The following is a 26,665-nucleotide window of genomic DNA, read 5'->3' as shown; positions in this document are numbered from 1 at the left end:
CCAATTTATCATAAAATGGGTGCCAATTGAGCACCAACTTGCTTATTCCTTATAAATGCTTGGCCAAGTTTGCTTGAATAAGCGCTCATATGCCTAGCTTATAAAGTGATTGTCTATAAGTCATAAAGTGTCGCGCCAAGCTTTGGTAATGCTGTATTTGCAAAATCATTATAATTTTGGCGTCTTCTTGGTGCTATAGTGTTGATAATAGACTGTTTTTTATCATTGTTTTTATGAAGATACGATTAAATACTTTACAGTATTCCCTAATAATATTTATCCGCCATTTAAGCTGAAGCCAGTTTTAGCTAAGTATTGTTTTAAGTAAGCATTATTTTAAGTAAATATTGTTTTCACCAAGAATTATTTTAACTGAGAGTTATTTATGTTTGATACCTTAACAGAACGCTTATCGTCGAGCCTGCGTAATATCGCAGGAACTGGGCAGTTGACCGAAGACAACATCAAAGATACCCTGCGTGAAGTGCGTATGGCGCTACTAGAAGCCGACGTCGCGCTACCCGTCACCCGTGACTTTGTAAAGCGCGTCAAAGAGCAAGCGCTTGGCGCGGAAGTGCTGAAAGAATTGGCACCGGGGCAAGCCTTTGTCAAAATCGTCCATGACGAGCTGACCGAAATGATGGGCAGTGCCAATCAGCAGCTTGAGATGACGGGTAAGCCACCAGTTGTTTATTTACTGGCTGGTTTGCAAGGGGCAGGTAAAACCACCACGGCCGGTAAATTGGCAAAGTTTTTACAAGAGCGTCATAAGAAAAAGGTGATGCTAGTATCCGCTGACGTCTATCGTCCAGCGGCGATTGCTCAGCTTGAGCAAGTGGCAGGTCAAGTGAATGCCAAGTTTGTTAATTCAAGTAGCGACGAAAACCCGATAGACATCGCGCTGCGTGCTATCGAAGAAGCTAAAATTCAATATCAAGATATTTTGATTATTGATACCGCTGGTCGTCTGGCTATCGATGAGACTATGATGGCTGAGATTAAGGCGTTAACTGCAGCGGTCAATCCTTCTGAAACGCTATTTGTCGTTGATGCGATGACGGGTCAGGATGCGGCAAATACTGCCAAAGCCTTTAATGATGCGCTGCCATTAACCGGTGTTATCTTAACCAAGACCGATGGTGATGCGCGCGGCGGTGCGGCACTTTCTGTACGTGCGATTACTGGCAAACCGATTAAGTTTTTAGGTCGCGGTGAAAAACTAGACGCGTTAGAGCTTTTCCATCCTGAACGTATCGCTCAGCGTATTCTTGGTATGGGTGACGTACTGAGTTTGGTCGAAGAAGTTGAACAAAAAATCGACCGTGATAAAGCCGAAAAAATGGCGAAAAAGATGCAAAAGGGCGGTGATTTCGACCTTGAGGATCTATTGACCCAGTTTCAGCAAATGAAAAGCATGGGCGGCATGGCAGGCTTCTTAGATAAGATGCCAGGTATGGGCGGCTCGGATATGCAAAAAGCGGTCGAAGATGCTAAGCCAGAAGAAAAAGTACGTGAGATGGAAGCGTTGATTAATTCGATGACGCCATTTGAGCGCAAAAATCCCGATAAAATTAATCCAAGCCGTAAGCGCCGTATTGCCGCAGGTTCTGGACGTGAGATTCAAGACGTCAATCGTTTGCTCAAACAACATAAGCAAATGGCAAAAATGATGAAAATGATCTCTAAGCCTGAAGGCATCAGTAAAATGATGAAATCGATGCAAGGGCTAATGGGTGGTGGCGGTGCTGGTGGCGGCGGTGGCGGTCCTTTATTTGGTGGCGGCGGTCAGCAAGGCGGCGTCAAGGATGTGAATCCACAACAAATGGCTAAGCAGATGGGTCTAGATCCAAACAACATGCCAAGCACCGAAGAGATGCAAAAACAAATGCAGGAAATGCAGAATCAAGCGCCAAAAAAGTTTAAAACCCGTTTTTAATTGATAGATGCTTAGATTGCTATAGTATTCAATTCTTAATGAAAACCCCAAGGTGCAAGTCACTTTGGGGTTTTTTATGCCTGTCATGTTCCCATAAATATTGATGGATTAAGTATGAAAATTTATAAATTAATAAAATTTGCCTATCCTAAATGCTATGATAGGCGCTGTTTTATAATGCTAAGTCAATAGGTCGAGGTTATGATGTTTTTAGCAATGGATACCGTGTTTGATCAGTGTTCGATCGCGATTTTAGATGTCAGTGGTCAAGTGCTATCGAGTCATACGGAGACGGGTAAACGCCAGCAAACCCAGCAAATTCTGCCAATGATTGACGCCGCTTTGTCCGAGGCTAAGCTCAACCTTGCTGATTTACAAGCCTTGATATTTAACCGTGGTCCTGGTGCCTTTAGTGGCATACGGATTAATACGGCAGTAGTACAAGCATTGTCTGTCGCCCATGATATTCCTTGTGTCGGAGTCTCAAGCTTACAAGCGATTGCGCAAGCAGCGTATCAAAAATATGGTGTGACCGAAGTGTATAGCGCCCTTGATGCGCGTATGCAGCAAGTGTATTTTGGGCAATATGTGCTAATAGACAACCTTATGCAGGCGGTTAATCAAGAAAATGGCGAAGATACCGAGCAGTTGCTCGATTATGACAGCCAGACGGTGCTTAATATTCCCATTGCTGGCAATGGTGCACCGTTATTAACATTACACGACGGTCAGATCATTCAGGCAGATATTCACCCTGATGCTACTGTGATAGGGCAGCTTGGTATTGCTCAATTTAGGGCGACAGGCGGCACAGAAGCCTCGCAAGCTTTACCAAAGTATCTGCGCAATCAAGCGTGGAAAACACTTAAAGAACAAGGTAAAGCGTAGCCATCATATTAATGCCAGCCATTATCAGCGCTATATAAAATATAAAAATACTCTAAAACACTATTAGCCAATAGATCCATATTTAGGAAAGCCATCGTGGATATCATTTTATTAATTCAAGCTGTTATCATGGGTATCGTTGAAGGTATCACTGAATTTTTACCCATCTCTAGCACTGGCTACTTGATTTTATCAGCGGATTTGATGGGCTTTTGGACCAAAGAAAAAGTCGATTTATTTGTGGTAGTGGTGCAGCTTGGCGCTATCTTAGCGGTCATTTATGATTACTGGGACAGACTATGGCAAGCGCTGATGGGTCTGCTGACAGGCAAAGCTGAAGGCATGAGTAATCCACGCCAGCTTGGACTTAGCTTGATTGTGGCGACTATTCCGGTGATGATCGTTGGCTTTACCTTCGCGGATGAGATTAAATCATATTTATTTAATCCCATCGTCGTGGCAATTATGCTGATTATCGGTGGCTTATTGATATTCTATGTAGAAAATCGCCCTAAAACGATTATTGCGCAAGAAGCAGAAGACGTCAGTCTAAAAACAGCGTTGATGATTGGTCTGCTGCAATGTCTGGCATTGATACCAGGAACATCACGCTCAGGCGCGACAATTATCGGCGCGCTATGGCTCGGCGTTTCACGTAAAGCTTCCGCTGAATTTTCTTTCTTTTTGGGTATTCCAGTCATCGTGGGCGCGGCATTATTGGATTTGCTGAAGCATCATGATGTATTGACCAATAGCGAGGATTGGCTGGTATTAGGTATAGGGACGGTGGTGTCATTTATCGTCGCCTTACTCTGTATCCGTTTGCTAGTAGAATGGGTCAGTCGTCGTGATTTTAAAATATTTGCGTGGTTACGCATTATTACTGGCATCATTGTATTAATAGCTGCTTGGGGTTTTGGTTATCAAATGGCAGGCTAGAGTCGATTGTGGGATGAGTCTATAAGCCGCGAATAGGAAAGTAGAGATGACCGCTTCACGCCAAGGGTTCAAAGAGAGTAGTAACATTATGCACTGCCAACTATACTATGTCAGCGAGTCGCAGCATAGTCAGGTTGCAGATATACAAGCGTTGATAATCGGACATCAGCTGCCCATTATTTTACACCTTGAGCTGTTTACCGATAAGCTTAGTCAAAAACGTCGCCAGCAGTTAAGCCAGACAGCTACCCAACCTATTTTGTTATTGGATGAAAAAAATAAGCTATCATGGCTGAGTGACGGGTTAAGCGTTGCACCAGAATGGGATAAGCTGCAACGCCGTGTGGTGAGCGCGGGGCGTAAGTCTGAGTTATTATTACAAGCAGTCAAAATCACATCTGACAGTCAGGTTATCGATGCTACAGCAGGCTTTGGTCATGACAGTCTGATATTAGCCAGTACGGGCGCACAGGTCATTATGCTCGAGCAGCAGCCCTTAATGGCATTGTTATTGTTAGTAGAGCAGCAGCGTATGAGTGGGCTAGCAAATTGGCAAAAGCTGATGAGCCGTCTGCATATTATCAATACCAATGCGCTTGGCTATTTTGCAAGTCTAGCAGCGGATGCGATAGATGACACTAAAGAAATCGATAAGAAAGTAATCGATGTGGTGTATCTGGATCCTATGTTTCCGGAAGACAGTTATCAAGATAGCAAAACGGGTAAAGGCGCTAAAGTGGGCAAGCACATGCAAGCCTTACACCAATTGGCTAGCCCCCCAACGCTAGAACAAGAAGAACAGTTGCTACAAAGTGCGCAAGTAGTCGTCCGTCAAAAGGGACAAAAAACAAACACACAGGGGCGCGTGGTCGTTAAGCGTCCGCAATTTGCGCCGTTACTTGCGCATCAACAACCAAATGAGAGCTGGCATAACGAAGCCGTACGCTTTGATGGTTATTTTGTTTAATAGCCGTTTCTCATCATAATAAATGCGCCTAGCGATTGAACTTAGCTGTTGAACTAAGTTATTTGACTCAGTTATTGAACTTAGCTATTGAACTTAGAGCGCGCAGTTAGCAACTCCATATTTGCAAAATTAAGAGTGATTGGATTTAGGAGCAGGGAATGTCGACGTTAATTATTTGGATCATGGGTGCAGGATTATTATTAATAAACATTATTTTGCGCACCCGAATATTAAGGCTAGAAGCCCGTTTAAAAGAGTTCAGTCGTCCTGAAGATTATGTGGCATTTTTGCGTCAACAAGCCGCACAAAAAGACAAAATCCCTGCCATTAAAGCTTTACGTAAACAATATCCTGAGCTGTCGCTCATCGAGGCCAACAAATTGTGGCAGCAAATTCAGTAGCTCGCCAATGTATTAATAATTCAATGTAATAGCACTTCATATAAGAGCTGCCGAAAAAGTAGGCAAACACGCACAAAAAAACCTTCTATTAATGATAATAAAAAGCCATGACATTTAACGACAAACTACAAGCTTACCTGCAGCTGACGCGCTTTGATAAACCAGTAGGTATTGAGCTATTATTATGGCCAACGCTATGGGGCGTAATGCTGGCGGCGATGGGTCAAGCGCAACAGCAAGGTGCAAGTGCAGGTCTACCAAGTCTTAAGATGTTGGTGATTTTTGCGCTTGGCGCAATTTTTATGCGGGCGGCAGGTTGCGCGATCAATGATTTTGCCGATCGTAAGGTCGATGGTCATGTGACCCGCACCAAAGGCCGTCCATTAGCTGATGGGCGTCTGTCTGCTAAAGAAGCAATCGCTGCTTTTTTAGTATTGGTATTACTCAGTGCCAGTTTGCTGTTCTTTTTGCCGATAACCGTATTTTACTGGTCGCTTGGGGCAGTGTTATTGGCATTCATTTATCCATTTATGAAGCGTTTTACCCATTTGCCGCAAGTGTTTTTAGCAGCGGCTTTTGGTTGGGCGATACCGATGGCGTATGTGGCGATACAAGGCGCGCCTGATATCTGGTGTTGGTTGTTGTTTATTGCTTATATGTGTTGGACCGTGGCTTATGATACCCAATATGCTATGGCTGACCGTGAAGATGATTTAAAAATCGGGGTAAAATCAACGGCGATATTATTTGGTCGCTATGATGTGATTATTATCTCGCTGCTACAAACATTGTTTTTGCTTATCATGGGCGCGGTCATTTGGCATTACTTTGCACCGACAAGCTTAGGCCTGACGCCAGTATTTGGCTTGGCGTTAGTGGCAATGATGTTTGCTAAGCAAAATAGCGCTTGTGCTACTCGTAATGCAAGAGCCTGTTTTCAGGCGTTTTTAGCCAATATATGGGTAGGGCGTTACGTCTTTGCTCTCATTGCAATCGCTTGTCTATGGACGACTTTTAATGGATAACTTCAAAAAGCTCTCAAAGTCAAAAGCGAAAAAATCTTCTGATGCCAATGCACCTGTCATCGATTATCAATCAAAGCTAGCTGAGCATGGGCTAACACGCGAACAAGTGATCGCCACCGAGCGTAAATTGGCTAAGTTTGCTAATACGATGGATTCGCTGGTACGTGTGCCTTTTACCAAACAAGGCATGGGTGCAGATGCAGCGCTTTCGACGATTCCGCTGGCAGGAGATTTAGCGGGACTGGCTTTAACCAGCTATGCTTTTGTATTAGGGCGTCAGCTGGGTGTGCCAGCGCATAAAATGACGCCTGCTGTCAGACTGGCACTCATTGATATGGTCGTTGGTATCGTACCGGGTATTGGCACGCTGCTTGATATTTTTATTCGACCCAGTCGTAAGACTTTAGGCATCGTGCATGAGCATCTGCACAATGAATATGGTATTACTGAAACCATGCACATGGATCGGCCGTTTTTGCATCAATCGCTAGAACATAAGCAGCGTAGCCGTCTTGGCGCTTTTTGGCATAATCCTATCATTGCATGGCTGTATTTGCACATTCCTGATCTGTTGGGACTAATCGTTATTGTGGTGGTTGGTTGGGGATTGTGGGCAGTAATCAGTTGGCTGGTCAGTCTGTTTGGCAAGGTAACTGGATTTGGTTAGAGAAAAGTTAATAGCATTAAAAAGGCGGCAAATATAATAAATATTTACCGCCTTTTTAATGCTCAAGAGATTTCTTTTATGTAACCTTTTAAAGGTTCTAAGCTGTATTTTTTAATCAATTACTCAGTGATGACTTCTGCTTCGGCACTGACTGCATCAAAGCTAGTGACTTTATTATTTTTAATAAAATCAATACTGCCGCCGCCTGCATGACTGACCAGTTGGATGCTGCCATCGCTTGATTGATAAGTCGGGTTATTGCCTTGACCTTCAGGTGCACTTAGTGTCATTTTTGGTTTGTTCGGTAGGCTAATGATAGCGTTGAGTACGCCTGCTGCTGAGGTTTCAAAAATGACCGAGAGTGATTCACCAGCTGCATTTTTATAACGGACATCAGTAATTTGCGCGCCTTTAATGGCTTGTTCTGGATTTGGTGCTAGGGCAGTATTGTTTGCTGCCGAGTCTGTTGCACCAAGGTCATTCTCTAGCTCAGTTAAGCTTACATCTTGTTTTGAGCTTACTTCAGAATTTGCGATATCATCACCATTATCAGCGGTCGTATCAACATTAATATTGCTAGTCACGGGTGTGGTTTGTACCACCGCTTCAGAGATTGTTTCGTTATCTGTCTCAGGCTCTGGTGTTTTTTGGCAAGCACTCAATAGTGAGAGACTTAAAAAAATAGCAGAAATTGCCTGAAAATAGGGCTTTGATTTTGCAATTGTAAGAGCATCGATTTTCATGATAATACGGCTATCCATTGGCAGAGTTTTTGTTTAAATATAGTGAACGACGTAGACTTATTTATCCCTCACAAGTCAAATATGACCGTCATTTGCTATTACTATCAATTTCTTGCTTACTATTTACAGGCATTATTATTTCAGTTTTAGATTGTCGGCTGCCATACCGCTTTCTTTATACACGTCATCTAAGTATCGACGGTTGGCAAGTAGCTTGTCTACAACGCCACTTTGGCTTTGGATATTGAGCTTTTGAGAAAAGTCTAAAATCGAGTTTAATTGATCTAATACCATGTCATAGCTGGTATTTTTTTTGTCGGTATCAATAATGACTGTTTTGGCATAATGTTTATCGAGGCTAAGGTAGTCGCCAATCAATTCTGGAACACGTGTGGTGATGAGTTTATTGAGGGTAAATAGCTGTGATTCAGTGATTTCTTCATGATGGGTAGACTCATATTGTTGTCCAATATCATCCATCACAGATCGAAACGCCTTAGGTACTTGCTCGTCATAAAGTAGCTTGATAAAAGGATGTCGAGCTGAAAAATTAATCATGCTGAGCCCGTTAGCTCGCTCATGATTTACCTCGTTGTTTACAGCCATATCTGCTTTAGACTGGGTAGCGACAAGATTCGCAGAAGCCAAGTATTCTTGATGCCGCTGTATAGAAGCAATCTGTGTGTGCTTAGACTTTTCTTTCATCACAAAAAATATGGGCACAATAACAATTAGGCTAAGCAAAATGAGTAGGGTAAAAAAAGACATGTCGGGACTCTGTCATAAAAAATGCTATTTATTAAAAAAAAGTTTTTAGATTACAATATAACATGCTTGTGTTATGTTAAGGCAAAATAGCGGTCGATAAAAGTTGTATCTCGCTACTGTTTATCTCGCTATTATGTATCTTACCACTATATATTTTACGACTAAGTGTTTGCCTATTTCTAATTAAGGAAGATGATGAATAATGACACGATTACGAAGAGTCAGCTAGCCGCTTATAAACCAACTACTGCTTATGTCGGGACTTCTTGGGCGGTGATGTTGGTGGGTGTCCTAGCGTATTTACTTGGCTTATGGAATGCACAGAGTATGTTATTAAATGAAAAAGGCTATTATATAGCGGTGCTGGCGCTAGGTCTTTATTCAGCAATTAGTTTGCAAAAAACCCTTCGTGATCGTAGTGAAGGTATCCCAACAACCAATATGTATTATCTAATCAGCTGGGCGGCTCTTGGATTGTCCATTGCGCTAATTGCTATTGGTTTGATGAATGCGGGAAGTTTAAGCTTAAGTGAAAAAGGCTTTTATATGATGGCATTTACCATGAGTTTATTTGCTGCAGTGACCATTCAAAAAAACACCCGTGACGAAGCACAGATTCGCACTTTAACTGCACCAATGATTACGACTGATACTCAAAGTAGTACTAAAATTGGTCATCAAGAGTCCCGCGACTCTGACACTGGAAAATCACTTTTTGGTGCGGTTAAATCTAGAATGGAAGGCAGTGATTAAACCTTTGACTAAAAATCTCAAGTAAGCGGTGTTTGTAAACGCGTACGATTTGGCGACAGGCGCGCAAGCATCGCTGTTGATAAGGGGGCAAATGTTCCTAACATCATATCTGTTAGCGCATCAGCACATATTGGTGCAATGGCATACCCCTTAGCTCCCATGGCACTCATTACCCAAATTCTTTTGCTTTCTGCTAGTACGCCAACGATAGGATGGTAATCAGGTGTTTGTGTACGAATACCCGCCCGTCCTTGCCACAAACTAATATCTGTTGGAATAATCGAGTCCATCTCAGGAATGGCAGTCACTAGTTTGTCGCGGCTAATCTGATGCTCTTCTGTGCGGATATCTATGTCGGTATCATTACGTATAAAGCTTGCGCCTAATAAAAACTGAGATTGCTGTTCTACAACATCGTTCAATTGTGCATCATCTGTTTGCGCGGTAAATAACGCACAGTAACCGCTGTATTTAAGCGGTATTTTGGGTAATATGGTGAGCTGTTCGGTTGTGGGCGTAAACCAAGAAAGCTGACCACGAATTTTACGACAATCAAAAATACGCTTGTCCAGTTGATGACTCTCAAAAGCTGCGCAAATGACCACATTATCAGCGCTAATGGATATCGTCTGCTTATCCTGATTACTGCCTGCGACACAAATACTTTCTTCTGTTTCGCTAATACTCTTAACGTCTACTTGCTGAAAGTGGATGAGCGGATGCATTAGGATAGTATCTTTTAATGCTTGTGGATTGACCAAGCCAGACTGTGGTAAATATAGATTCTCTGATAAATCTTGTGTTTTTAACCCGCTGACAGTTTGCGCCTGCTCATGGGATAGTGTGGTGGCCATCTCATCGGGATAATCAGCGATTTGCTCTGTGCCAATATTGGCTTTCATAAGCAGATCAAGAGCGCCCGTTGGTTCAAGTATTGGCACTAATCCTAATTTTTCAGCGTCTACATTTAAGCATCGATATAGCCTGCTGCTATAGAGATAGCCTATAGTATGCAAATGTTCATCGACATGATGAATGGGCGTCATCTTAGGGGCAAGTAGGGCGCGAGGGTTGCCTGATGCGCCCGCCAACGGTGCTGATTTATCTAGCAAAGTCACTTGAATACCACGATTGGCCAATGACCAAGCCGTTAATAGCCCTGAAACGCCAGCGCCAATGACAATGCTATGGGCGGGCAGGTTGTCATTGGGTTTGGCAGATTGGCTATCGTTGTCGGGCGCGGCGATGCTAGTATTATTGTAAGAGATTATGTCTTTACTATTTATGTCTTTACTATTGTTGCCATTATTATTATTATTGTCAGTTAAATTTACGGTATCTAGCATGACCGCCGTTAGCATTTCGTTCTTACGACCAAAGCCTTTCACTTTTTTAATCTGAAAGCCACAATCTTGCAGTGCACGTTTGACGATACCGGCACAGCTATAGGTGGCGGCAGTTGTATTGGGGCGTGATGAACGCTGCATTTGTGCAAAAATACTATCCGCCCACAATGTACTATTGCAAGAGGGCGCAAAACCATCTAAAAACCAAGCGTCAACATAAGGTGCATGCGAGCTAGAAGAGTTACTTGATAGTTTGGCTAAGCTCTCAGCTGCGTCACCCAACCATATATCAGCGGTCAAATTATCATCAAAGAAGCTCAAACGATGACAGCCCGCGATAAGAGGCGGATAGGCCGCTAATAATAGCTCTATTAGTGTTGTCAATTCAGGCGCGCGCTGTCCCCACAAGGCAAGTATTTGGGTAAGGTCGGTACGAGGTATCGGGAACTTTTCAGTGGTAATAAAATGCAGTTTTGCAGTTGCTAATCGAGGGTGTATATCTCGCAGCTGTCGCCATAGCTGCCATGTAGCGAGAAAATTCAGTCCAGTACCAAAGCCCAATTCAGCAACCGTAAAGCATTGCTTTGGTGCAAGATTGGTCAGTCGTTCAGGCAATTGATTGTGCGCCAAAAACACATGACGCGATTCCGCTAAACCATCAGCATTTGAGAAGTAAACATCACCAAACTCACCCGATACAGGCACTTTATTACCCGTATCATCCATCTGCCAATCAATCTTGGCAGGGGTGATACTTGATGAGTGAATGCTTAGTGACTGAGTGTTTTTGGAGGGTGTCGACGATGTATCAGTATCTTTTGATTCGAACGTGGATTTAGACATAGACAGTCACATAAGATAAATCAATAAAAAGCGCGTGGTACTAGTTACCAGCGTTCACGGCGGACAAACACCAACCAAGAAACAAAAATACCGACCAGTAAGCTAATTAACACAGTAAATGCACCGTATAAAAAAAGCTGACCTTTGCTCTCGTAGACCAAAACATTTACTTGAGTTTGCAAGTCATTCAACTCGCGCTGCAACTGTGCATTACGGCTTAATAGCTGCTGATTGGCATCGGATAACGCCTTATCAGATGGTTGTAATTGCGCCGCCAATGTATCGCTGATATTCATCACTGAGTTTTTTGTTGGTTGAGCGGTCGATATTGGTTGCGCTGGCACGGGTGCCATGAGTGTTGGATCAGCCACATCGATAGCCGTCACCGTCGGCGCAGCCTGTGCTGAAACAGTAGCCATAAAAATCATACTAACAATGCTACGCTGATAAGAGCGACTTTTTAACAAAGATAGGCACTGAATCACGATTTTGCTACTTTAACTGATGCGCTGTCATCCGCTTTTGGCAATGTATGGATAAAGGGTTTGATATCTACGTGACTGTACACGCCATCACGTAAGTAAGGCTCATCGTTTGCCCATGATTGCGCTGCTTCTGCAGAGTCAAAGTCAGCAATAATTAGGCTGCCTGACATCTCGCCTTTGCCATGCTCGATAGGTGTTGGACCAGCGATAATCAGTCGATTGTCATGATCTAAAGCTTGCAAGCGTTCGACATGTTCAGCGCGGGTAATCTGACGTTGTGCGCTGCTATTGGCCACGTCATGACCAATAATGGCAAATAAGGACATGAGACTTCCTCGATTAATAAAAATTATGATTGATTTAAAGTGTTTTGCTTAATGCGCCCGAGCTAATTGCGATTAATGATTGTCACTATTGGCATTTAGAAATAGCATTGGCTCTATTATAAAATGATAAATTGAGTATTATTTGACGGTTTTATCCGTGAGCGCAGGGTTGAGGTGCTTTTTTAATACGGCAAACTGGGCGATGACGAATACCAACATAATCGGAATCCAGCCATAAGTTTTAAAGTTAATCCATGCCTCATCTGACATCGTAAACGCTGTGATATAATGCAGTATGCCCATAAAGGCGAAGAATAGTGCCCAAGCGAGAGTGAGTTTTTTCCAGCCACTCATCGTCAGCAAAAAAACATCTTTCATCGCCAGTTGCATCAGTGGCTTATTAATCGCAGCACTCACCAGAAGTGTTAGTGCAAAGATACCGTTGATAATAGGTGACTTCCAGCGCAGATAGATATCATCACGCAATAATAAAGTACCACCACAAAACAAAATGGTTAATAGTAAGACAACCCATTGCTGTTTATCAAACGTGCCTTTTTGGCGAATAAAATGAATGGCATAAACAATGATAGTGGCGATGAGCAACGCACCTGCCCCCGCTAGGATACCACTGTAGCGAGCAGCAATAAAAAAGGCAATTAAGGGAATAAAGTCTAATAAAGCTTTCATAGCAAAGGGGATGTCCGACAAAAACGTATGGGGTAGTTTACACGTCTACTGCGCCAAAAAAAAGCAATCAACACGATAATCATGCTATATCACAGGCCTGCGTAGCAATATCTGATGATTATGACTCATAATCATGACAACTGCCAAATATAACGGATTATTGCCAATGTGCTCATTTTCTACACTTTTAATTTTTAATGCTAAGGCTTCTCTTATGAAATTCGATTTACATTGTCACAGCACTTGCTCTGATGGTACTTATGCACCAACGGAAGTAGTGCAGCGCGCCCATGCGGCCGGCGTCAATGTATTGGCATTGACCGATCATGATACGCTGGCAGGAATTGATGAGGCGCGTGCGGCTGCCATTGCCTGCGATATGCAACTGATTAATGGGGTCGAGATAAGCTGTGAGCATACACTTATTGGTGGTTATGGCAAAAATAAATCAACCAATAAAATCATCCATGTGCTGGGGTTAGATTTTACCGATCGCGAAAAAATGCATGCAACGCTGCAACAATTACAGGATAGCCGTGCCACGCGTGGTCAGCGAATCACTGAAAAGCTCAGCGCGCTATTAGATATTAACTATGACGAGCTGTGGCAAGCCGTACTTGATAAAGCAGGCGGCAATCCACAAGCGGTCGGGCGTGCGCATATTGGTCAAGTATTGTTTGAGCGCGGTGAAGTCAAGACAGTACAAAAAGCCTTTGATAAGTATTTGGCAGATAATAAACCTGCTTATGTGGCGATTGATGCACTGAGTATGGCTGACGGCATTGAGCTGATCCATGCTTGTGGTGGCAAGGCGGTGTTGGCGCATCCCACGCGTTATCAGCTTTCAGCAACACGAGTCCGTAAACTGATTGAAGAGTTTGCTGGTCTTGGTGGCGATGCTTGTGAGCTGCCGTCGTATAGCGAACCGGTTAGTACTCGCAGAATGGTTGATCGCAGTATCGCTGCGCGCAATCTTGTCGCCTCGATCGGTAGTGACTTTCATGGTAGCAATATGCCGTGGCGTCGTTTGGGTGATGTACCGACAATGAACCCTGATCAGCAGGGAGTTTGGCAGTCTTTTGCAATGTTTTCTTAGCCAAAAATTCATTGCTGAGGACAGTTTTGAATGTTGATTAAGCTGCAATATAAATTGACAGGTTATCCAAAAAACATGCGTCATATATTGACGCATGAAGGCACTAAATAGATTGATAACTGCGACAGAAATTGCCAGACTAGATAAGTGGTATTCATTTGCAAAAATAAAATTGTCGATGTTAACTCCCATTTAGTTTACAAAATGTAGTACCGAAACTCGCATTCTTATCTACTTAAGTTTTTGGGAATGGTATAAGGTAAAAAGTCATATCATTTATTATTGTTGATTCAGGCTTTTTATTTTTATTTAATGGTTTTAATGTCGACTTAATTACTTTCAATATTTGCGGTAGCCCTACTATGGCTGTATCGATATCTCATCTAGGCTACACCAAGCTATCTCAAGCAATTTTCGAGTGGCAAGCTGCTGATAAAACGTCATTACTGGCTTTATTTATGGTGATGGAGGTATCTTTACACTGGCTATGGTGCTTATTTGTTTGGTGGCGCCGCGATATTTATGACACCTATGTCGATATAGCCCTGCTGTATCCACTATGGTTCGGCGTGACACTGGTAGCTTTGTTTTTATTATGGATGACCAGTCGTTTTTCACCTGTCAAAAAAGCCAATAGCAATTTGTATAAGTGGCAAGGCATACTAATTACGGTCTATAGTGCCTATATTGCAATGGTTATTTTAGTTCTAGGACATAGTAGCTTGGTCGCGGGCGTCTCTTTAGTCGGCGGTGCGATATTGGGGATGATGCTTATACGTCGGCGCTATGTATGGAGAGCATTTTTAGGGCACGCAGCCGTCATTCTGGCTGTCACATTTATTCCTTATCTTGGCGTTACTTTACCCAATCTGCGTCAAATGACGCTCACGGTCATTCCTCTTGATACCTATTATAGTTATATCAATTATAGTGAAATTACGACAATCGAAAACGCCATCTCTGCCTCTATTTTTCAAAATGGCACGCTAAATTGGGACAGTGTTGATCAATTGCGCCGATCTTCCGCTTTTTTTTGGCGTTCTACACATATTTATATGGCGCTACCAAAAGCTATTTTTATTATCTATATGTTTCGTACTTTGTTACTAATATTAGATGACAGTAAAAAGGAAATTCTGCAGCATGCCAATCAAGATGAGCTAACTCAACTCAAAAGTCGCCGTTACGGGATGATGCAAATGAAGCAGGTGCTGAAGTCAGTAGAAGACCATCAAGATATCAGCGTTATTTTATTGGATTTGGATTGGTTTAAAGAGGTCAATGACAGTTACGGTCATGAGATCGGGGATCGAGTATTGGTAGAGGTCGCACAGACGCTCTTGCAGTCTTTAACTGATGAAACAATCGTGAGTCGCTATGGCGGTGAGGAGTTTTTGATTGTATTGCCAGATACGAAGCACGACACAGCTATGATAATTGCTGAACAATTACGGCGCGTTATCGCTAAACACGTCATCATTCTCGATGACGATACAGCCTTTAGTGTGACTGCCAGCTTGGGGCTATATACACTGACTCATGGTGAGCGTAATTGTATACAACAAGCCTGCGAAACTCTGAATAAAAAGGATGCATCGCAGTCGCTTGCTAAACCGCAGAGAATCCCCTCGTATAGTAGCAAACGCGTGAATCGTAAAATTCCCGCAGTGCAGCTACCTCACGATATTTGCCAGCGCTTAATTTGTATGGCAGATAAGGCTTTGTATGAAGCCAAAGGCTGTGGCCGTGATCAAGTGGTGAGTGCCAACGAGATGTTGGCAGCAAAAAATAATAATATTGAGGCGCTCTATGGCACATAGCTGGCTGCCATAGTCGAAGGTTTAATTATGCTTTAGTGTATTAATTGTTTTACTAAGCTTGCCAAGACACTGGTGGCAAAGCTACCTGTCGTTAACGTAAAGCTGAGCACCAATGTCTGTTCATTATCTTTATTCTGCCATTCCCAAGACAGCGCTTCAATAGGTAGGCGCAGCGCGCGGCGCTGTGCTTTTACATCGCGCTGCTCTAAGCCATCGGCTAAGCGAGCCAGTAGCAGATTTTGCTGAATCACATTTTTCTCAATATTTGCCGCCATGCCGCTGACTTTATCATTATCCTTGCCCCATAATGCAGCAGTGGGATGGATGTCACCCGTCTCAAGGCGTGAACGCAACGTGTCGTCTATGGCTTCGCTAGTAAATATTGACCCTGAACCCTCTAAGTTAAACACTTCGCCTGCCAGCCCAGTATTCCAGCTGCCATCACGCACTCGTACTGCCAATATCTCATTGAAAATTAAGCTACGTGCGGCAGACAGCTCCATCGTATTCTGCTCACGTGGCGCGTGCTTGCGTTTGCTCTTTTTGGGTTGTGCTCGACTTTGCTGTAGTGGGCGCGCAAACAGCGATAATGCTTCTCTAATATTATTGCCATTACGTCCAAAACGCTGAGGGCCGAAATAATTGGGCACGCCAGCTATAGCGATGCTTGCTAAATGCTGCTCGACATCTTGTTTCGCCGACAATAATTGCTCAGGTGCTGGCAATGCTGTGTCAAAATCAGCAAATTGGATATCACGCAAGGTAATGATGAATTGATTAGCGCGATGCGTGCCGCGATTGAGCTTTTTGTTGTGCCATTGCTGGTCGAGGATAGTGACCGATTCATCAGCTCCGATATCGACTGGTGCAAACTCAGCAGCTGGCAGTTGTTTTTTTGGGATTCGCAAGCTAAACCACTGGGTTGTCAATGCATGGCGATCTTTAAGACCTGAATAACCAACATCACGCAGAGGAATCTCTGCCCACTCTGACAGCAGTTTGGCAAGATAAGCGGTATTCATCCCTAATTTTTGGATATGCAGCCATAAATGCTCACCTTCACCGGTGAATTCGAGCGGCAATAGCTCATTAACGATAAAGTCTGTTGCGTGGGCTTTATAGGTTGCTTGCTGCACAGGTGGTTGAAGAGGCTGCGGTAACTGCGCAGTATCCGTCGCTACGGTAATATCGATACTTGCCGTATCAAACTGCTCATTATCAAATTGATTGTTTTCAAGAGCGGATTGAGGGCTAGCATTAATATCGGTCATGTCATCACGAGAAGTCATAAAGTTATCTTTTATTTTGAGGATAAGATTTAAAAAAATAGGTAAGCATAGGGATTAACAGTTAACGATTACGTTTTGCAACGCAGGAAACATACAAAAAAAACAGCGTGTGCGAAAGTGTCTTGTTACTATCAATGGATAGCGTTTTAAAAAAGCATTTAAACAAACGTATCGAGAATGGTATTTTTCGTTGAAACTGGCTGATGCAATAGGGTTATTTTCAACACGTTTGATTCAGGGAACCATTATAACTGTTAAGGAAGACTTATGACCAATGCAACGATTGATACAGTAACTATTAATAAGGCTGATATTGCCAGTGGCGGAATGAAATCTTACAAGCAAGATGATGATAGTATCATTTTGATTACCCGCGACGACGATGAATTTCAGGCGTTCGATGGCAAATGCCCGCACGCAGGCGCAGATTTAGGCACAGGCTTACGTTGTGGCAATCGCGTGGTCTGTCCTTGGCATCATGCGACTTTTGATAGCCGTGATGGCACGCTGTTAGAGCCAGTAGCGATAGCAGGATTGACTCAATATGAAGTGACCGATAATGGCGACAGCTTGACGGTAAATACTTCAGCGAAGATAGACAAAAAGATTGCAAATGATAAGCTGATCGATACGCATACGCTCATCGTGGGCGGCGGCGCAGCAGGTTTTATGACAGCGCATCAGCTTCGTAACACTGGCTATGGCGGCAAAATCACCTTGATTAGTGCTGATGATAAAGCTCCTTATAACCGTTCATTATTGTCCAAAGCGTTTTTAGCGGGCAATATGCCTGAAGAGAAGCTTCTACTAGGCGGCGCAGATTGGGCGAGCAAATACGATATTAATTTGCGCTTGAATCAAACTGTCAGCGAAGTATCGCCCAATGAACGTACCATTATCATTAAAGATAAAAATGGTCATAGTGACAGACAAACCGCTGATTTTTTAGTGGTTGCAACAGGCGCTGAGCCAAAGATACCGCCTTTTAAAGGGGCTGAGCTTGATGGCGTTTATACGCTACGCAGTATGGATGATGCCAAATTGATAAAAGCGGCCAGTCACGATCAGCGTGTGGTGATTGTTGGTACAGGCTTTATCGGTATGGAAGTCGCTTCCGCATTGGCACAAGCAGGCACGACGGCTTCTATTACGGTCATCGGACAAGACCATCGCGTCATGGGAAATATTGTCTCCGAAACCGTCAGTAATGCGCTGATCAAGCTGCATAAAGAAAAAGGCATTCAGTTTGTTTTTGATGCCACGGTCAATGAAATCGCTGAGGTCAAAAGGGTTGTTAATCAGTCTGAGAATGAAGAAGAAAACCAAACCTTTTCACAAGTGGGCGGTGTCACGCTGGCGAATGGTGAGCAAGTTGATGCAGATATTGTGATTTTGGGGACTGGCGTAGCACCACGTATAGAACTATTCGAAGAAGTAAACGCGCCAGATGGCGTGCAAGTGGATGAGTATTTACAGCTGCGTGATGGGGTTTATGCATTGGGTGATATTGCAAAAGCTTCTGGGCAAATGGGGCGCATGCGCATTGAACATTGGCGCGTGGCCTTGCAACATGGCTTAGTGACTGCGGCTGCGATATTAAATGATGATAGTGTCAGCTCGCTCGCCGCGCGCATCCCTTTCTTTTGGACGATGCAATATGGTAAAAGCCTACGCTATAGTGGACATGCGGCGACACCCGATCATAATATCTTATTTGGTTCGCCAGATACATTAGATTATATCGAATACTACTTTGATGGTGATGGGGAAGACACACGTGCTAGTGCGGCTAGCACTTTAGGGCGTGATAAAGAATTGGTTGCCTTTTCTGAGCTGCTCCGCCGTGGTCATGCGCCAACGCGTGCACAGCTTAAGGCAGGATTTAATATTATCGATCAAGCACAGGCTTTATCGCCCTAGCACTCAAGATGGATACATATTACTATTAAGGCTGACCTATCGATTTGGGTCAGTTTTTTTAATACAAACAAGGAAAGGAAAAATTATAATATGAATGATAAAAACTACTTGGATAGAGAGTCTGTGTTTTTACGACAAGCGCAAGCCGATGATATTAGTGCACTTGAGCAATTATTAAATCGCTGTTATCGCGAGACCGCAGGTTGGACCAATGAGGCGGATTTAATTGGCGGTATTCGAACCACGTCAGCCGAGCTCGCTGCCGTGATTAATGACCCTAATCACTATTACTTTGTCTATCCAAAAACGACAACGGGCGACCGTGATGGAGAGGAAACGGGTGAGATACTTGGTTGTATCGCTGTCGATATCAAAACCGATGCTGACTCAAATAACAAAGCCTACATCGGTATGTTTGCGGTAGATCCAGAGCTGCAGGGGCATGGCGTTGGCAATGTGATTTTGCAAGCGGCAGAAACCTTTGCTACTCGTCATCTACAGTCAGATGGGCAAGCAGCAGCTAAAAATACTGCGCGTTTGACCATGTCCATTTTGAGTCATCGTCCTGAGCTGTTGGCTTACTATCAGCGCCGAGGTTATGAGCTAAATGGTAATAAAATGCCATTTCCAAATGACGGCAATAATGGTGAGCCAAAGCGTGAAGATTTAGAATTATTGGAGTTAGAAAAAATGGTTCATTAAAGAATATTGAATGTTTAAAGGCTGATTTTATTAACCCCAAAAATGACCAAAGGTCATAAACAGCCCAACACTTAGCAGTATAAATGCCACGATAATTAAGCGCTTGAACCAGTTAAAAGCGGGCAAGCGCGTGGCATTATCATCAGACATCAGATAAGCAAACAAAAATAACAAACTTGCTGCCAAGGTCATAATTCCCAGACCAATCGGTAATATAAAAAAGTACACCTGCCACACAGTTATCTCGCAACGGTTTTGAATACCACATCATAGCAGTATCGTGAAGGTACTGTCAGTATGCCCCGCACGTTAATTTCTTCATCTCATTAAATTATAAAAGCTATTCATCATAAATCTAAACTTGTATTCTAAAATTAAGTTGGGTATTTAGAAGTAATTCTGTATAGTGAAGTAACATTATAGATACATTGAGATTGAGATGATTAATCTGAAAAAACTGGCAGTCATAGCATTACTAACACCGCTATTTGTCGCATGCTCTAATGCACCTTCTGAAAGCACAGTTGAAGCGTTAATCGAGGCACAATACGAGCAAGCGAATAGTATGATGGACGATGCGATGGCGAACGCAGGCAATGATGAGATGGCAAAGGCGATGAGCGGCATGATGGAGGGTATGATGCCAAAGCTTGAACGCGTCGAGAATATCAACTGTGACACTGTCGAGGGCGACAATACTTATATGTGTACCGCTGATATCACTCAGACAATCGCGGGGGAGAGCCGCACTAACAAGACCAATTTCAAAGTTTATCAAGTGAACGATGAATGGGTATTAGGCAATTAGAACCAAAACTTAATATTTAAATAATTTTATAAAGGAATATATCCAGATATGCCTAATAGTACGCAACAACCCCACGTAAATATCAATAAAGACGCTAGCAATAACGATATTAATAATGTTCAAGCAAGCAGCCATAGAACAGATATGCAAGCTGCTAGTACCAAGCAGGACTCTACAAACATAGCTCTCCTAAACTGGTTAGGCTGTTTGTTCTTTGGATTTATTCCACCACTCATTATTATGCTAGTCAAAAAAGATGATGCTTATGTGCAAACACAAGCTAAAGAGGCGCTGAACTGGTCGATCACTTTCGTTATCGGCTATATTGGCTTATGGATTGTGGCAATGATACTTGGCTTTATTCTAGCCTTTATATTTGCGCCTTTAGCGATGATTCCAATGCTAGCGCTGGTATTATTTGGCTTCTCGCACTTAGTGTTTTGCGTAATGGGAGCAATCAAGTGCTCTTCTGGTAAAGATTTTAGAGTGCCTTTTAATATTCGTCTGATCAAGTAACATCAATTTAGTGGTGAACGTTAAAAAAGTATACTGATATAAAACAACCCCATAAGTTGCTTAACACTTATGGGGTTGTTTTATAGAGTAGGCTTTCTATTAATACTACCTAATCAAACTAACGCATTGTCACAAACTCTTCTGAGCCAGTTGGATGAATGGCAACCGTATTGTCAAAGTCCGCTTTAGTCGCTCCCATTTTGATGGCGACGGCAAAGCCCTGAATCATCTCATCGACACCAAAGCCAAGACCGTGTAGACCAATGACTTTTTCCTCATCGCCCAAGCACACCAGTTTCATCATACATTTCTGACGATGCTGGGTCACCGCGCTATACATAGAGGTAAATGTTGAGTTATAGCATTTGATATTGTCCTTGCCATAGCGCTCAACCGCGTCGATTTCAGACAAGCCAATCGTACCAATAGCAGGATGGGTAAAGATAACCGTTGGTATCAACGTATAGTCCAAATGCTCATTAGGTTTGTTGTTAAACAAGCGCTCGGATAAACGGCGACCGGCGGCAATCGCTACTGGCGTCAAATCAACACTGTTTTCGATGATATCGCCTACTGCATAGATGTTCTTAACATTGGTATTTTGGAACTTATCGACTTTGATTTTGCCAATTTCGTTCGTTTCCACACCCGTCACTTGCAGGTTGATATTGTCTGTCGATGGCGCACGACCAATCGCCCAAATCAAGCAATCTGTCGTGTCTAGGCTGCCATTTTCGGTACACAAAGTCAGGCTACCATCTTCGTTTTTATTGACTTCCGTGAGCGTGGTATTGGTATGCAATTGAATACCGTCTTGCTCCATCTCTATCAGCAATGCCTCTACTACACTGTGGTCAAAGGAGCGTAGCGGTGAGTGTTGGCGTACGTATAAATGCACCTCAGCGCCCAAACTGTTTAACACGCCTGCGATTTCAACAGCGATATATCCAGCTCCCACAATCGCCACGCGTTTTGGCAAATGATTCAACGCAAAAAAGCCATCAGAGTCGATGCCGTATTCTGCGCCTTTGATATCTGGCTGAATCGGGTGACCGCCGGTGGCAATCAAAATATGGTCAGCGGTAATCAGCTCACCATTTACTTCTACCGTATTGGTATCGACAAATTTGGCAAAGCCTTTGATCACTTCTACGCCATTTTTGGCCAAGTTATTGTCATAAGAGCGATGAATATTTTCGATATATTGTTGACGGCTCTGCACCAGTTTTTGAAAGTCAAAACCTTTAACATCCACATCAAAGCCATAGTCTGGTGCATATTTATGAATAGCCTCGGCAATTTGCGCGCCGTACCACATCACTTTCTTAGGTACACAGCCCAAATTCACACAAGTGCCGCCCAACTGGTTGGCTTCGATAATGGCGCATTTTTTGCCATAGCTCGCCGCACGGTTGATGGAAGCAATGCCACCGCTACCGCCGCCAATGGCGATATAGTCATAATGTTTTGTCATGGTTAAGTCTCTTTATTCAGGAAGTATTGATGCGTATTGGTGCAATTTTGCCGTCTATTATTTTTTAATTCTGTTGTTTTGAACTCTATTGTGATGGGTATCATTATTAATCTTACAAGGTTTTGCTTATAAGGATATGCCAGCTAGCATCAGAATATAAAAGCATTTAGGCAAAAATAGCCTGACATCTAATCATCCTATCTAAACCCAACTGGACTCATCTAAACTTACTTAAACAATGGCACGTCGTCTATAAAATAACAGTCCCGGAATAGATAAGCCAAGCACCAATCCTGAGGTGACAAATAAAGCTTCGAACAAGTACACCATCATTTGGCTAAATAACTCGTCTGAAAAGCCAAAATAACCAATCTGTACCATACTAACCATCGCCTTATAAGCGGCGATACCAGGCATCATACAAATGACACTAGGCGAGATAAGTGCTTTGGGCGGTAGGGTATACTTTTTAGAAAAGTAGACACCCAAAAAGCTAGCAAGCATCGCCCCAAAAAAGCTAGCAACCACGATATGTACATGTTGATAAACCAGAGCAGTCTTTAATCCAAAGCCAAACGCAGTCATCAGCAAACAAGGCAGAATATAGCGTTTGGGTACGCTGAACATCAGCGTCCAACCAAGGGTAATAATACATGAAAGCACAACAGTTTCAATGAACCACATCTCAAAACCCCCAATGCTGTATGCGTAGTAAAACCAACGCCATCACGATACCAACGCACGCGGATAGGGTGAGCATATAGGTAAATACCGCACGCCCAACGCCAATATTGACATAGCCTTTTAAGATATCTGAGAAAGAATTGATCAAAGGAAAGCTAGGCACCAGTAGCAAGACGCTAGAGGCAACCGCAATATCGGCATTATTACCAATATCAAAATAGTAGGTCGTCGCTCCAATTAAAGAAGCAATAAAAGCGGTCACAATGACGGTGATAAAAGGATTAAAGTGGTGTTTGGACAGATAAATACGGGTGAACATCGCTACCATACCCGCAATAAATGTCACGGCGGTAATCGACCAACTGCCCCCATTCAAATACGCAAACGCTGCGCAAGACGCACCAACAAATATGCCCACCAGCCACGTTGGGTATACTGTCTTATCTAACTCATCAAAGGCAAGGGTCGTGCGGTCAATCAAATCGGTACTATCGACGGTAGCTTCAGTTTTATTGATAATTTGCTGGATTTGTACCAATAAATTGACATTGATGCTCTGATTGATCGTGTCTCTGGTGGTGGTGATACAGCGCTCGTCACAGATGGTCGTCAGGGTGATGGCGTTAAAATTCAGTGAACATTCGACGCTGTTCATCCCCAAAGCAAGCCCTAAACGTTTAGACAAGTCCACGACTACGGCAGACTCAGCGCCATACTGCATGAGGAGTAAGCCGCAGCGCACGCATAGTCGAGTAATGCGTTGCTGCTTTACGTAACTGATAGAGGTCATGGGTGAGATACGCAGGTTGGTATTGATACGCTATTATAAAGGGTCTGGGAGCTGACGCGCAGACATTATTGGACATTATGTTTGATGCTACGATAAATTATAAACTTTTTGGCAAAGAGAAAATAGAACGTACGGTAGCTGCGCGAGTGATAAATGTGATACGAGCATTTATTTAGGTGGGATCTATTGCAGGATGCTCTCTGAGCAGCGATTCTAATTAAAGGAATAAAGTTGTAGGCGTCAAATGGAGGTTGGCTGGGGCTTGTGATATCAAACAAATAATAGATTATAAAATTAATAGACTTTTGTTTTCTATAGTGATAATCTCTTCCTCGATAATTTAGACACATTACTTACATGATAATTACATATTAATTGAATTTTAGTTACGTTATCAATTATATGTCGCTCTCAATTAATGTGTGGCAAGATATGAATTTCGATAGTGGAATGTTAAGCCTATCAATTCATTGCCTTTAGCTCAGCTATTTAACTCAATTGCATCTCTCAACCAGGACGTCTAATGACCACTTTTAATAACATAAAGAATGCTCTATTACTGACTACTATCACTACTTTAGCAGGGTGTACTACGGTCGCCGATATGGCAGGGTACGATACGGCTACATTAAATACTGATGCGGCTAAAAGTTACTCTCAAGTGGTCTCTAAAGCCAGTAGTCAAGGCGCGGTAGATAATACTTCTGCTACCGCCATTCGAGTTAAAAACGTCTTTAATCGTATGAAGCCCTACGCCGTTCGCGCTAATACAACAGGGGTCCCTTTTGATTGGCAGGTCACGGTTATACGTTCACCTGAATTAAACGCTTGGGCAATGCCGGGTGGTAAGATGGCTTTTTATACCGGTATTGTAGAAAAGTTACAGTTAACAGATGCAGAGATCGCTGCGATCATGGGACATGAAATGACCCATGCGTTATCTGAGCACAGTAAAAAAGATGCTGGGCAAAAAATTCTGACAGGCTTAGCGCTGCAGTTAGGTGGTGCCGAACTACAGTCAAGAACAGGGTTAAGTGATGATGCGTTGGGTTTGATTAGTGACTACGGACTTGATAAGCCATTTTCTCGTAGTCAAGAGTCACAAGCCGATGCGGGTGGTTTACGCTTAATGGCGCAGGCAGGCTACAATCCAGAAGCTGCCGTTGCAGTATGGCAAAAAATGGAGGCTGCCAATGGTCGTAGCAACACCATAGCTACTTTAATGTCTACGCATCCAAACTCTGGGCAGCGTATCGCTAAAATTCAGGCACTCTTACCTGAGGTTACGCCAGTTTATCAAGCGGCTGCTAAAGCACCTGCTAACGCAACTAGTGGGGCAACGACTGGAGTAACTACTAGTAGAACCATTAAACGTAAATAATTCAGTAAATGTTATCAAGAAAGGTAAGTCTTTTGACTTACCTTTTTTCTTGCAGAAAAATTTTGAAAATTGGCTGATTTGATTTTTATCTTACTTTGTGATTTTGGATGTCGCGAGCTGCGCCCGATTCAACCTACAGGCTTTGGCAATACGCCAAGCGTTGCGGTCTGTGAGAGTGGCGAGCGTGATCGTCATGATGCCGGCGAGTGGACGTTTGTAATAGTCGGGCTATCTAAACGTGAGGTTGAATCTCAATGTAGCCAAATGGAAGAGAAGATAGAACGCATTGTAGATGCGCGGATAATGAATGTTGAAAGAGAGTTTATTTAATTGAGAGCGTTTTTGTAGGTAGCTAATCCCACTTTTCTTCTAATCCATGAGTTGGTAAGCAGGTTTTTGATTGAATAAAATCTATATTCGTAGACTTAAGAATTTAGGTTTTTCAGGTTGTTTGAATATTCTAACCAGTTTTCAATAGCAGCTTTAGTACTAGGCTTCTCAACAATTCTTTCTCGTAATAACTTTATTATCCAACCTCTCAATTCCTCACTCTTAAGGAGTAATATAGAAGGTTGAAAAGGACTGAAAAGTATGTTTTTCCGATAGTTAATATCTACTAATATCCAAGTTCTATCACTTAGTATAGTTTCATTAGTAAATATAATCTGCACTATTTTTCTAAACCTAAAGACAGGATGCTGTAGTATTTTACGGATATACTGTTTTCTGTCTCTTTCGTTATCAATAGGTTGCCAAAGGACTGCTTTCAAGTCATCTTCTTGAATATCTCTCATAGCTTCATATAACTCTTCACTATTATAGCCACTTTGATAAAAGCGTTTAAAAGCTTCACAAATTAAATTTATATCATTTCTCTGCTTTATTTCTAATTTTCTATCTTTGACTACCTGAACCAGATAATCATAAAATATATCGTATGACTCTATACCAAAAAAGTACCACTTCTCTTTATGCCAGTAGTCGGAGCTCTCAGAGACTTTTCTTCTTATATAGTCTTTTACCAAGCCTTCTAAATGAATCGATAATGCAATCTCACCATTTTGCTTAAGAGTGTTGCAGTAAAAGCTTAAGTTAGTTAAATTTTCTCTACCAATCTGCTTTAGACTACTTTCAAAAAGCCTCTTGTCGAAATTCTCTCCTGCATTTAGACTATGATGTTCAGTAATTAAGATTTCTTTTTCTCTATCATTCTCAAGATCTTGTTCATTTATCAAATCTTGGTTAAGAGTTTTTTCGAATTTTTCACTATCTATATCAATATTTGTAATGGTAATCATCCCAACCATAAGACACTTATCAAATAGAATTAAGCTGCGTGGTTTAGTTTCTGCATTGGCGTAAAACCGCCATTGCCCATATTCGGGCGCTCGTGGTTGTAGTGATATAA

28 protein-coding genes are annotated in these 26,665 nt (G+C 42.7%); 16 read left to right on the top strand and 12 right to left on the bottom strand.

Annotated features, from left to right (window positions below; genetic code table 11):
- Positions 1 to 385 precede the first annotated feature (385 nt).
- The 7 genes from ffh (at position 386) to ACP7AE_RS02015 (ending at position 6,823) form a co-directional block, all read left to right on the top strand.
- The gene (ffh, locus tag ACP7AE_RS02045; protein WP_426241189.1) at positions 386 to 1,936 is read left to right on the top strand and encodes a signal recognition particle protein; all 1,551 of its coding nucleotides are present in this window, start codon (positions 386 to 388) and stop codon (positions 1,934 to 1,936) included.
- 204 nt (positions 1,937 to 2,140) lie between these two features.
- The gene (gene tsaB, locus ACP7AE_RS02040; RefSeq protein ID WP_426241354.1) at positions 2,141 to 2,824 is read left to right on the top strand and encodes a tRNA (adenosine(37)-N6)-threonylcarbamoyltransferase complex dimerization subunit type 1 TsaB; all 684 of its coding nucleotides are present in this window, start codon (positions 2,141 to 2,143) and stop codon (positions 2,822 to 2,824) included.
- A gap of 96 nt (positions 2,825 to 2,920) precedes the next feature.
- Complete coding sequence (locus ACP7AE_RS02035; protein ID WP_109589588.1) at positions 2,921 to 3,763, top strand: undecaprenyl-diphosphate phosphatase; 843 nt, start codon at positions 2,921 to 2,923, stop codon at positions 3,761 to 3,763.
- A 46-nt stretch (positions 3,764 to 3,809) separates the two neighbouring features.
- Positions 3,810 to 4,730 (top strand): class I SAM-dependent methyltransferase, encoded by a 921-nt coding sequence (locus ACP7AE_RS02030; RefSeq protein ID WP_426241188.1) that lies wholly within the window; start codon positions 3,810 to 3,812, stop codon positions 4,728 to 4,730.
- A gap of 158 nt (positions 4,731 to 4,888) precedes the next feature.
- Positions 4,889 to 5,131: a hypothetical protein gene (locus tag ACP7AE_RS02025; protein ID WP_045444258.1), complete on the top strand. Its 243-nt coding sequence runs from the start codon at positions 4,889 to 4,891 to the stop codon at positions 5,129 to 5,131.
- A gap of 107 nt (positions 5,132 to 5,238) precedes the next feature.
- Positions 5,239 to 6,156 (top strand): 4-hydroxybenzoate octaprenyltransferase, encoded by a 918-nt coding sequence (gene ubiA / locus ACP7AE_RS02020; protein ID WP_426241187.1) that lies wholly within the window; start codon positions 5,239 to 5,241, stop codon positions 6,154 to 6,156.
- Positions 6,149 to 6,823 (top strand): DUF4112 domain-containing protein, encoded by a 675-nt coding sequence (locus ACP7AE_RS02015; RefSeq protein ID WP_426241186.1) that lies wholly within the window; start codon positions 6,149 to 6,151, stop codon positions 6,821 to 6,823. The genes ubiA and ACP7AE_RS02015 overlap by 8 nt, the downstream gene beginning before the upstream one ends.
- A gap of 119 nt (positions 6,824 to 6,942) precedes the next feature.
- Here the strand turns inward: ACP7AE_RS02015 and ACP7AE_RS02010 are convergent, their stop codons facing one another.
- Positions 6,943 to 7,566 (bottom strand): hypothetical protein, encoded by a 624-nt coding sequence (locus tag ACP7AE_RS02010; RefSeq protein ID WP_426241185.1) that lies wholly within the window; start codon positions 7,564 to 7,566, stop codon positions 6,943 to 6,945.
- Positions 7,567 to 7,701: 135 nt separating this feature from the next.
- The gene (locus tag ACP7AE_RS02005; RefSeq protein ID WP_426241184.1) at positions 7,702 to 8,334 is read right to left on the bottom strand and encodes a hypothetical protein; all 633 of its coding nucleotides are present in this window, start codon (positions 8,332 to 8,334) and stop codon (positions 7,702 to 7,704) included.
- A 195-nt stretch (positions 8,335 to 8,529) separates the two neighbouring features.
- Here ACP7AE_RS02005 and yiaA point away from each other — a divergent pair, with 195 nt between their 5' ends.
- Positions 8,530 to 9,087: an inner membrane protein YiaA gene (gene yiaA / locus ACP7AE_RS02000; RefSeq protein ID WP_055124683.1), complete on the top strand. Its 558-nt coding sequence runs from the start codon at positions 8,530 to 8,532 to the stop codon at positions 9,085 to 9,087.
- Positions 9,088 to 9,104: 17 nt separating this feature from the next.
- On the opposite strand, the gene mnmD is transcribed toward yiaA, so the two are convergent.
- The 4 genes from mnmD to ispZ form a co-directional block, all read right to left on the bottom strand.
- Positions 9,105 to 11,276 carry a tRNA (5-methylaminomethyl-2-thiouridine)(34)-methyltransferase MnmD gene (mnmD, locus tag ACP7AE_RS01995; protein WP_426241183.1) on the bottom strand — a complete coding sequence of 724 codons (2,172 nt, stop codon included), beginning with the start codon at positions 11,274 to 11,276 and terminating at the stop codon, positions 9,105 to 9,107.
- A 44-nt stretch (positions 11,277 to 11,320) separates the two neighbouring features.
- Positions 11,321 to 11,695, bottom strand: a complete 375-nt coding sequence (locus ACP7AE_RS01990) for a hypothetical protein (protein ID WP_426241182.1) — start codon at positions 11,693 to 11,695, stop codon at positions 11,321 to 11,323.
- Positions 11,696 to 11,757: 62 nt separating this feature from the next.
- The gene (locus tag ACP7AE_RS01985; protein ID WP_109589571.1) at positions 11,758 to 12,087 is read right to left on the bottom strand and encodes a YciI family protein; all 330 of its coding nucleotides are present in this window, start codon (positions 12,085 to 12,087) and stop codon (positions 11,758 to 11,760) included.
- Positions 12,088 to 12,225: 138 nt separating this feature from the next.
- Entirely contained in the window at positions 12,226 to 12,777 is a 552-nt protein-coding gene (gene ispZ / locus ACP7AE_RS01980) for a septation protein IspZ (RefSeq protein ID WP_045444273.1), read from the bottom strand.
- A gap of 214 nt (positions 12,778 to 12,991) precedes the next feature.
- Between ispZ and ACP7AE_RS01975 the strand changes: the two genes are divergently transcribed.
- Positions 12,992 to 13,873: a PHP domain-containing protein gene (locus ACP7AE_RS01975; protein WP_426241181.1), complete on the top strand. Its 882-nt coding sequence runs from the start codon at positions 12,992 to 12,994 to the stop codon at positions 13,871 to 13,873.
- Positions 13,874 to 14,235: 362 nt separating this feature from the next.
- Positions 14,236 to 15,693 carry a diguanylate cyclase gene (locus ACP7AE_RS01970; protein WP_426241180.1) on the top strand — a complete coding sequence of 486 codons (1,458 nt, stop codon included), beginning with the start codon at positions 14,236 to 14,238 and terminating at the stop codon, positions 15,691 to 15,693.
- A gap of 32 nt (positions 15,694 to 15,725) precedes the next feature.
- Here the strand turns inward: ACP7AE_RS01970 and truD are convergent, their stop codons facing one another.
- Entirely contained in the window at positions 15,726 to 16,982 is a 1,257-nt protein-coding gene (gene truD, locus ACP7AE_RS01965) for a tRNA pseudouridine(13) synthase TruD (protein ID WP_426241179.1), read from the bottom strand.
- 267 nt (positions 16,983 to 17,249) lie between these two features.
- On the opposite strand from truD, the gene ACP7AE_RS01960 reads away from it, so the two are divergent.
- Together ACP7AE_RS01960 and ACP7AE_RS01955 are read left to right on the top strand one after the other, a co-directional pair.
- The gene (locus ACP7AE_RS01960; protein ID WP_426241178.1) at positions 17,250 to 18,902 is read left to right on the top strand and encodes an FAD-dependent oxidoreductase; all 1,653 of its coding nucleotides are present in this window, start codon (positions 17,250 to 17,252) and stop codon (positions 18,900 to 18,902) included.
- 90 nt (positions 18,903 to 18,992) lie between these two features.
- Positions 18,993 to 19,604, top strand: coding sequence for a GNAT family N-acetyltransferase (locus ACP7AE_RS01955; protein WP_426241177.1), 612 nt, complete (start codon positions 18,993 to 18,995; stop codon positions 19,602 to 19,604).
- 30 nt (positions 19,605 to 19,634) lie between these two features.
- On the opposite strand, the gene ACP7AE_RS01950 is transcribed toward ACP7AE_RS01955, so the two are convergent.
- Positions 19,635 to 19,832: a hypothetical protein gene (locus ACP7AE_RS01950; RefSeq protein ID WP_238048556.1), complete on the bottom strand. Its 198-nt coding sequence runs from the start codon at positions 19,830 to 19,832 to the stop codon at positions 19,635 to 19,637.
- Positions 19,833 to 20,043: 211 nt separating this feature from the next.
- Here ACP7AE_RS01950 and ACP7AE_RS01945 point away from each other — a divergent pair, with 211 nt between their 5' ends.
- Together ACP7AE_RS01945 and ACP7AE_RS01940 are read left to right on the top strand one after the other, a co-directional pair.
- Positions 20,044 to 20,412 carry a hypothetical protein gene (locus ACP7AE_RS01945; RefSeq protein ID WP_201540452.1) on the top strand — a complete coding sequence of 123 codons (369 nt, stop codon included), beginning with the start codon at positions 20,044 to 20,046 and terminating at the stop codon, positions 20,410 to 20,412.
- A gap of 48 nt (positions 20,413 to 20,460) precedes the next feature.
- Positions 20,461 to 20,928 (top strand): DUF4870 domain-containing protein, encoded by a 468-nt coding sequence (locus ACP7AE_RS01940; protein WP_404643176.1) that lies wholly within the window; start codon positions 20,461 to 20,463, stop codon positions 20,926 to 20,928.
- Positions 20,929 to 21,046: 118 nt separating this feature from the next.
- Here the strand turns inward: ACP7AE_RS01940 and gorA are convergent, their stop codons facing one another.
- The 3 genes from gorA to ACP7AE_RS01925 all read right to left on the bottom strand — a co-directional run bounded on the left by gorA (position 21,047) and on the right by ACP7AE_RS01925 (position 23,876).
- Entirely contained in the window at positions 21,047 to 22,402 is a 1,356-nt protein-coding gene (gene gorA, locus ACP7AE_RS01935) for a glutathione-disulfide reductase (protein ID WP_426241176.1), read from the bottom strand.
- 231 nt (positions 22,403 to 22,633) lie between these two features.
- Positions 22,634 to 23,086: a threonine/serine exporter family protein gene (locus ACP7AE_RS01930; RefSeq protein WP_055124673.1), complete on the bottom strand. Its 453-nt coding sequence runs from the start codon at positions 23,084 to 23,086 to the stop codon at positions 22,634 to 22,636.
- Between the two features lies 1 nt (position 23,087).
- Complete coding sequence (locus ACP7AE_RS01925; protein WP_045444295.1) at positions 23,088 to 23,876, bottom strand: threonine/serine ThrE exporter family protein; 789 nt, start codon at positions 23,874 to 23,876, stop codon at positions 23,088 to 23,090.
- 523 nt (positions 23,877 to 24,399) lie between these two features.
- On the opposite strand from ACP7AE_RS01925, the gene ACP7AE_RS01920 reads away from it, so the two are divergent.
- Together ACP7AE_RS01920 and ACP7AE_RS01915 are read left to right on the top strand one after the other, a co-directional pair.
- Positions 24,400 to 25,257, top strand: coding sequence for a M48 family metallopeptidase (locus ACP7AE_RS01920; protein ID WP_426241175.1), 858 nt, complete (start codon positions 24,400 to 24,402; stop codon positions 25,255 to 25,257).
- 81 nt (positions 25,258 to 25,338) lie between these two features.
- A complete protein-coding gene (locus ACP7AE_RS01915) occupies positions 25,339 to 25,587 on the top strand; it encodes a DUF503 family protein (protein ID WP_372860117.1) in 249 nt (82 codons plus the stop codon).
- 95 nt (positions 25,588 to 25,682) lie between these two features.
- Here the strand turns inward: ACP7AE_RS01915 and ACP7AE_RS01910 are convergent.
- Positions 25,683 to 26,665: hypothetical protein (locus tag ACP7AE_RS01910; RefSeq protein WP_426241174.1), on the bottom strand; the 983-nt coding region annotated here is incomplete at its 5' end.

Source organism: Psychrobacter sp. TWP2-1-2, assembly GCF_049896785.1.
Lineage (GTDB): Bacteria > Pseudomonadota > Gammaproteobacteria > Pseudomonadales > Moraxellaceae > Psychrobacter.
This window is presented reverse-complemented; position numbering and strand designations above follow the sequence as displayed.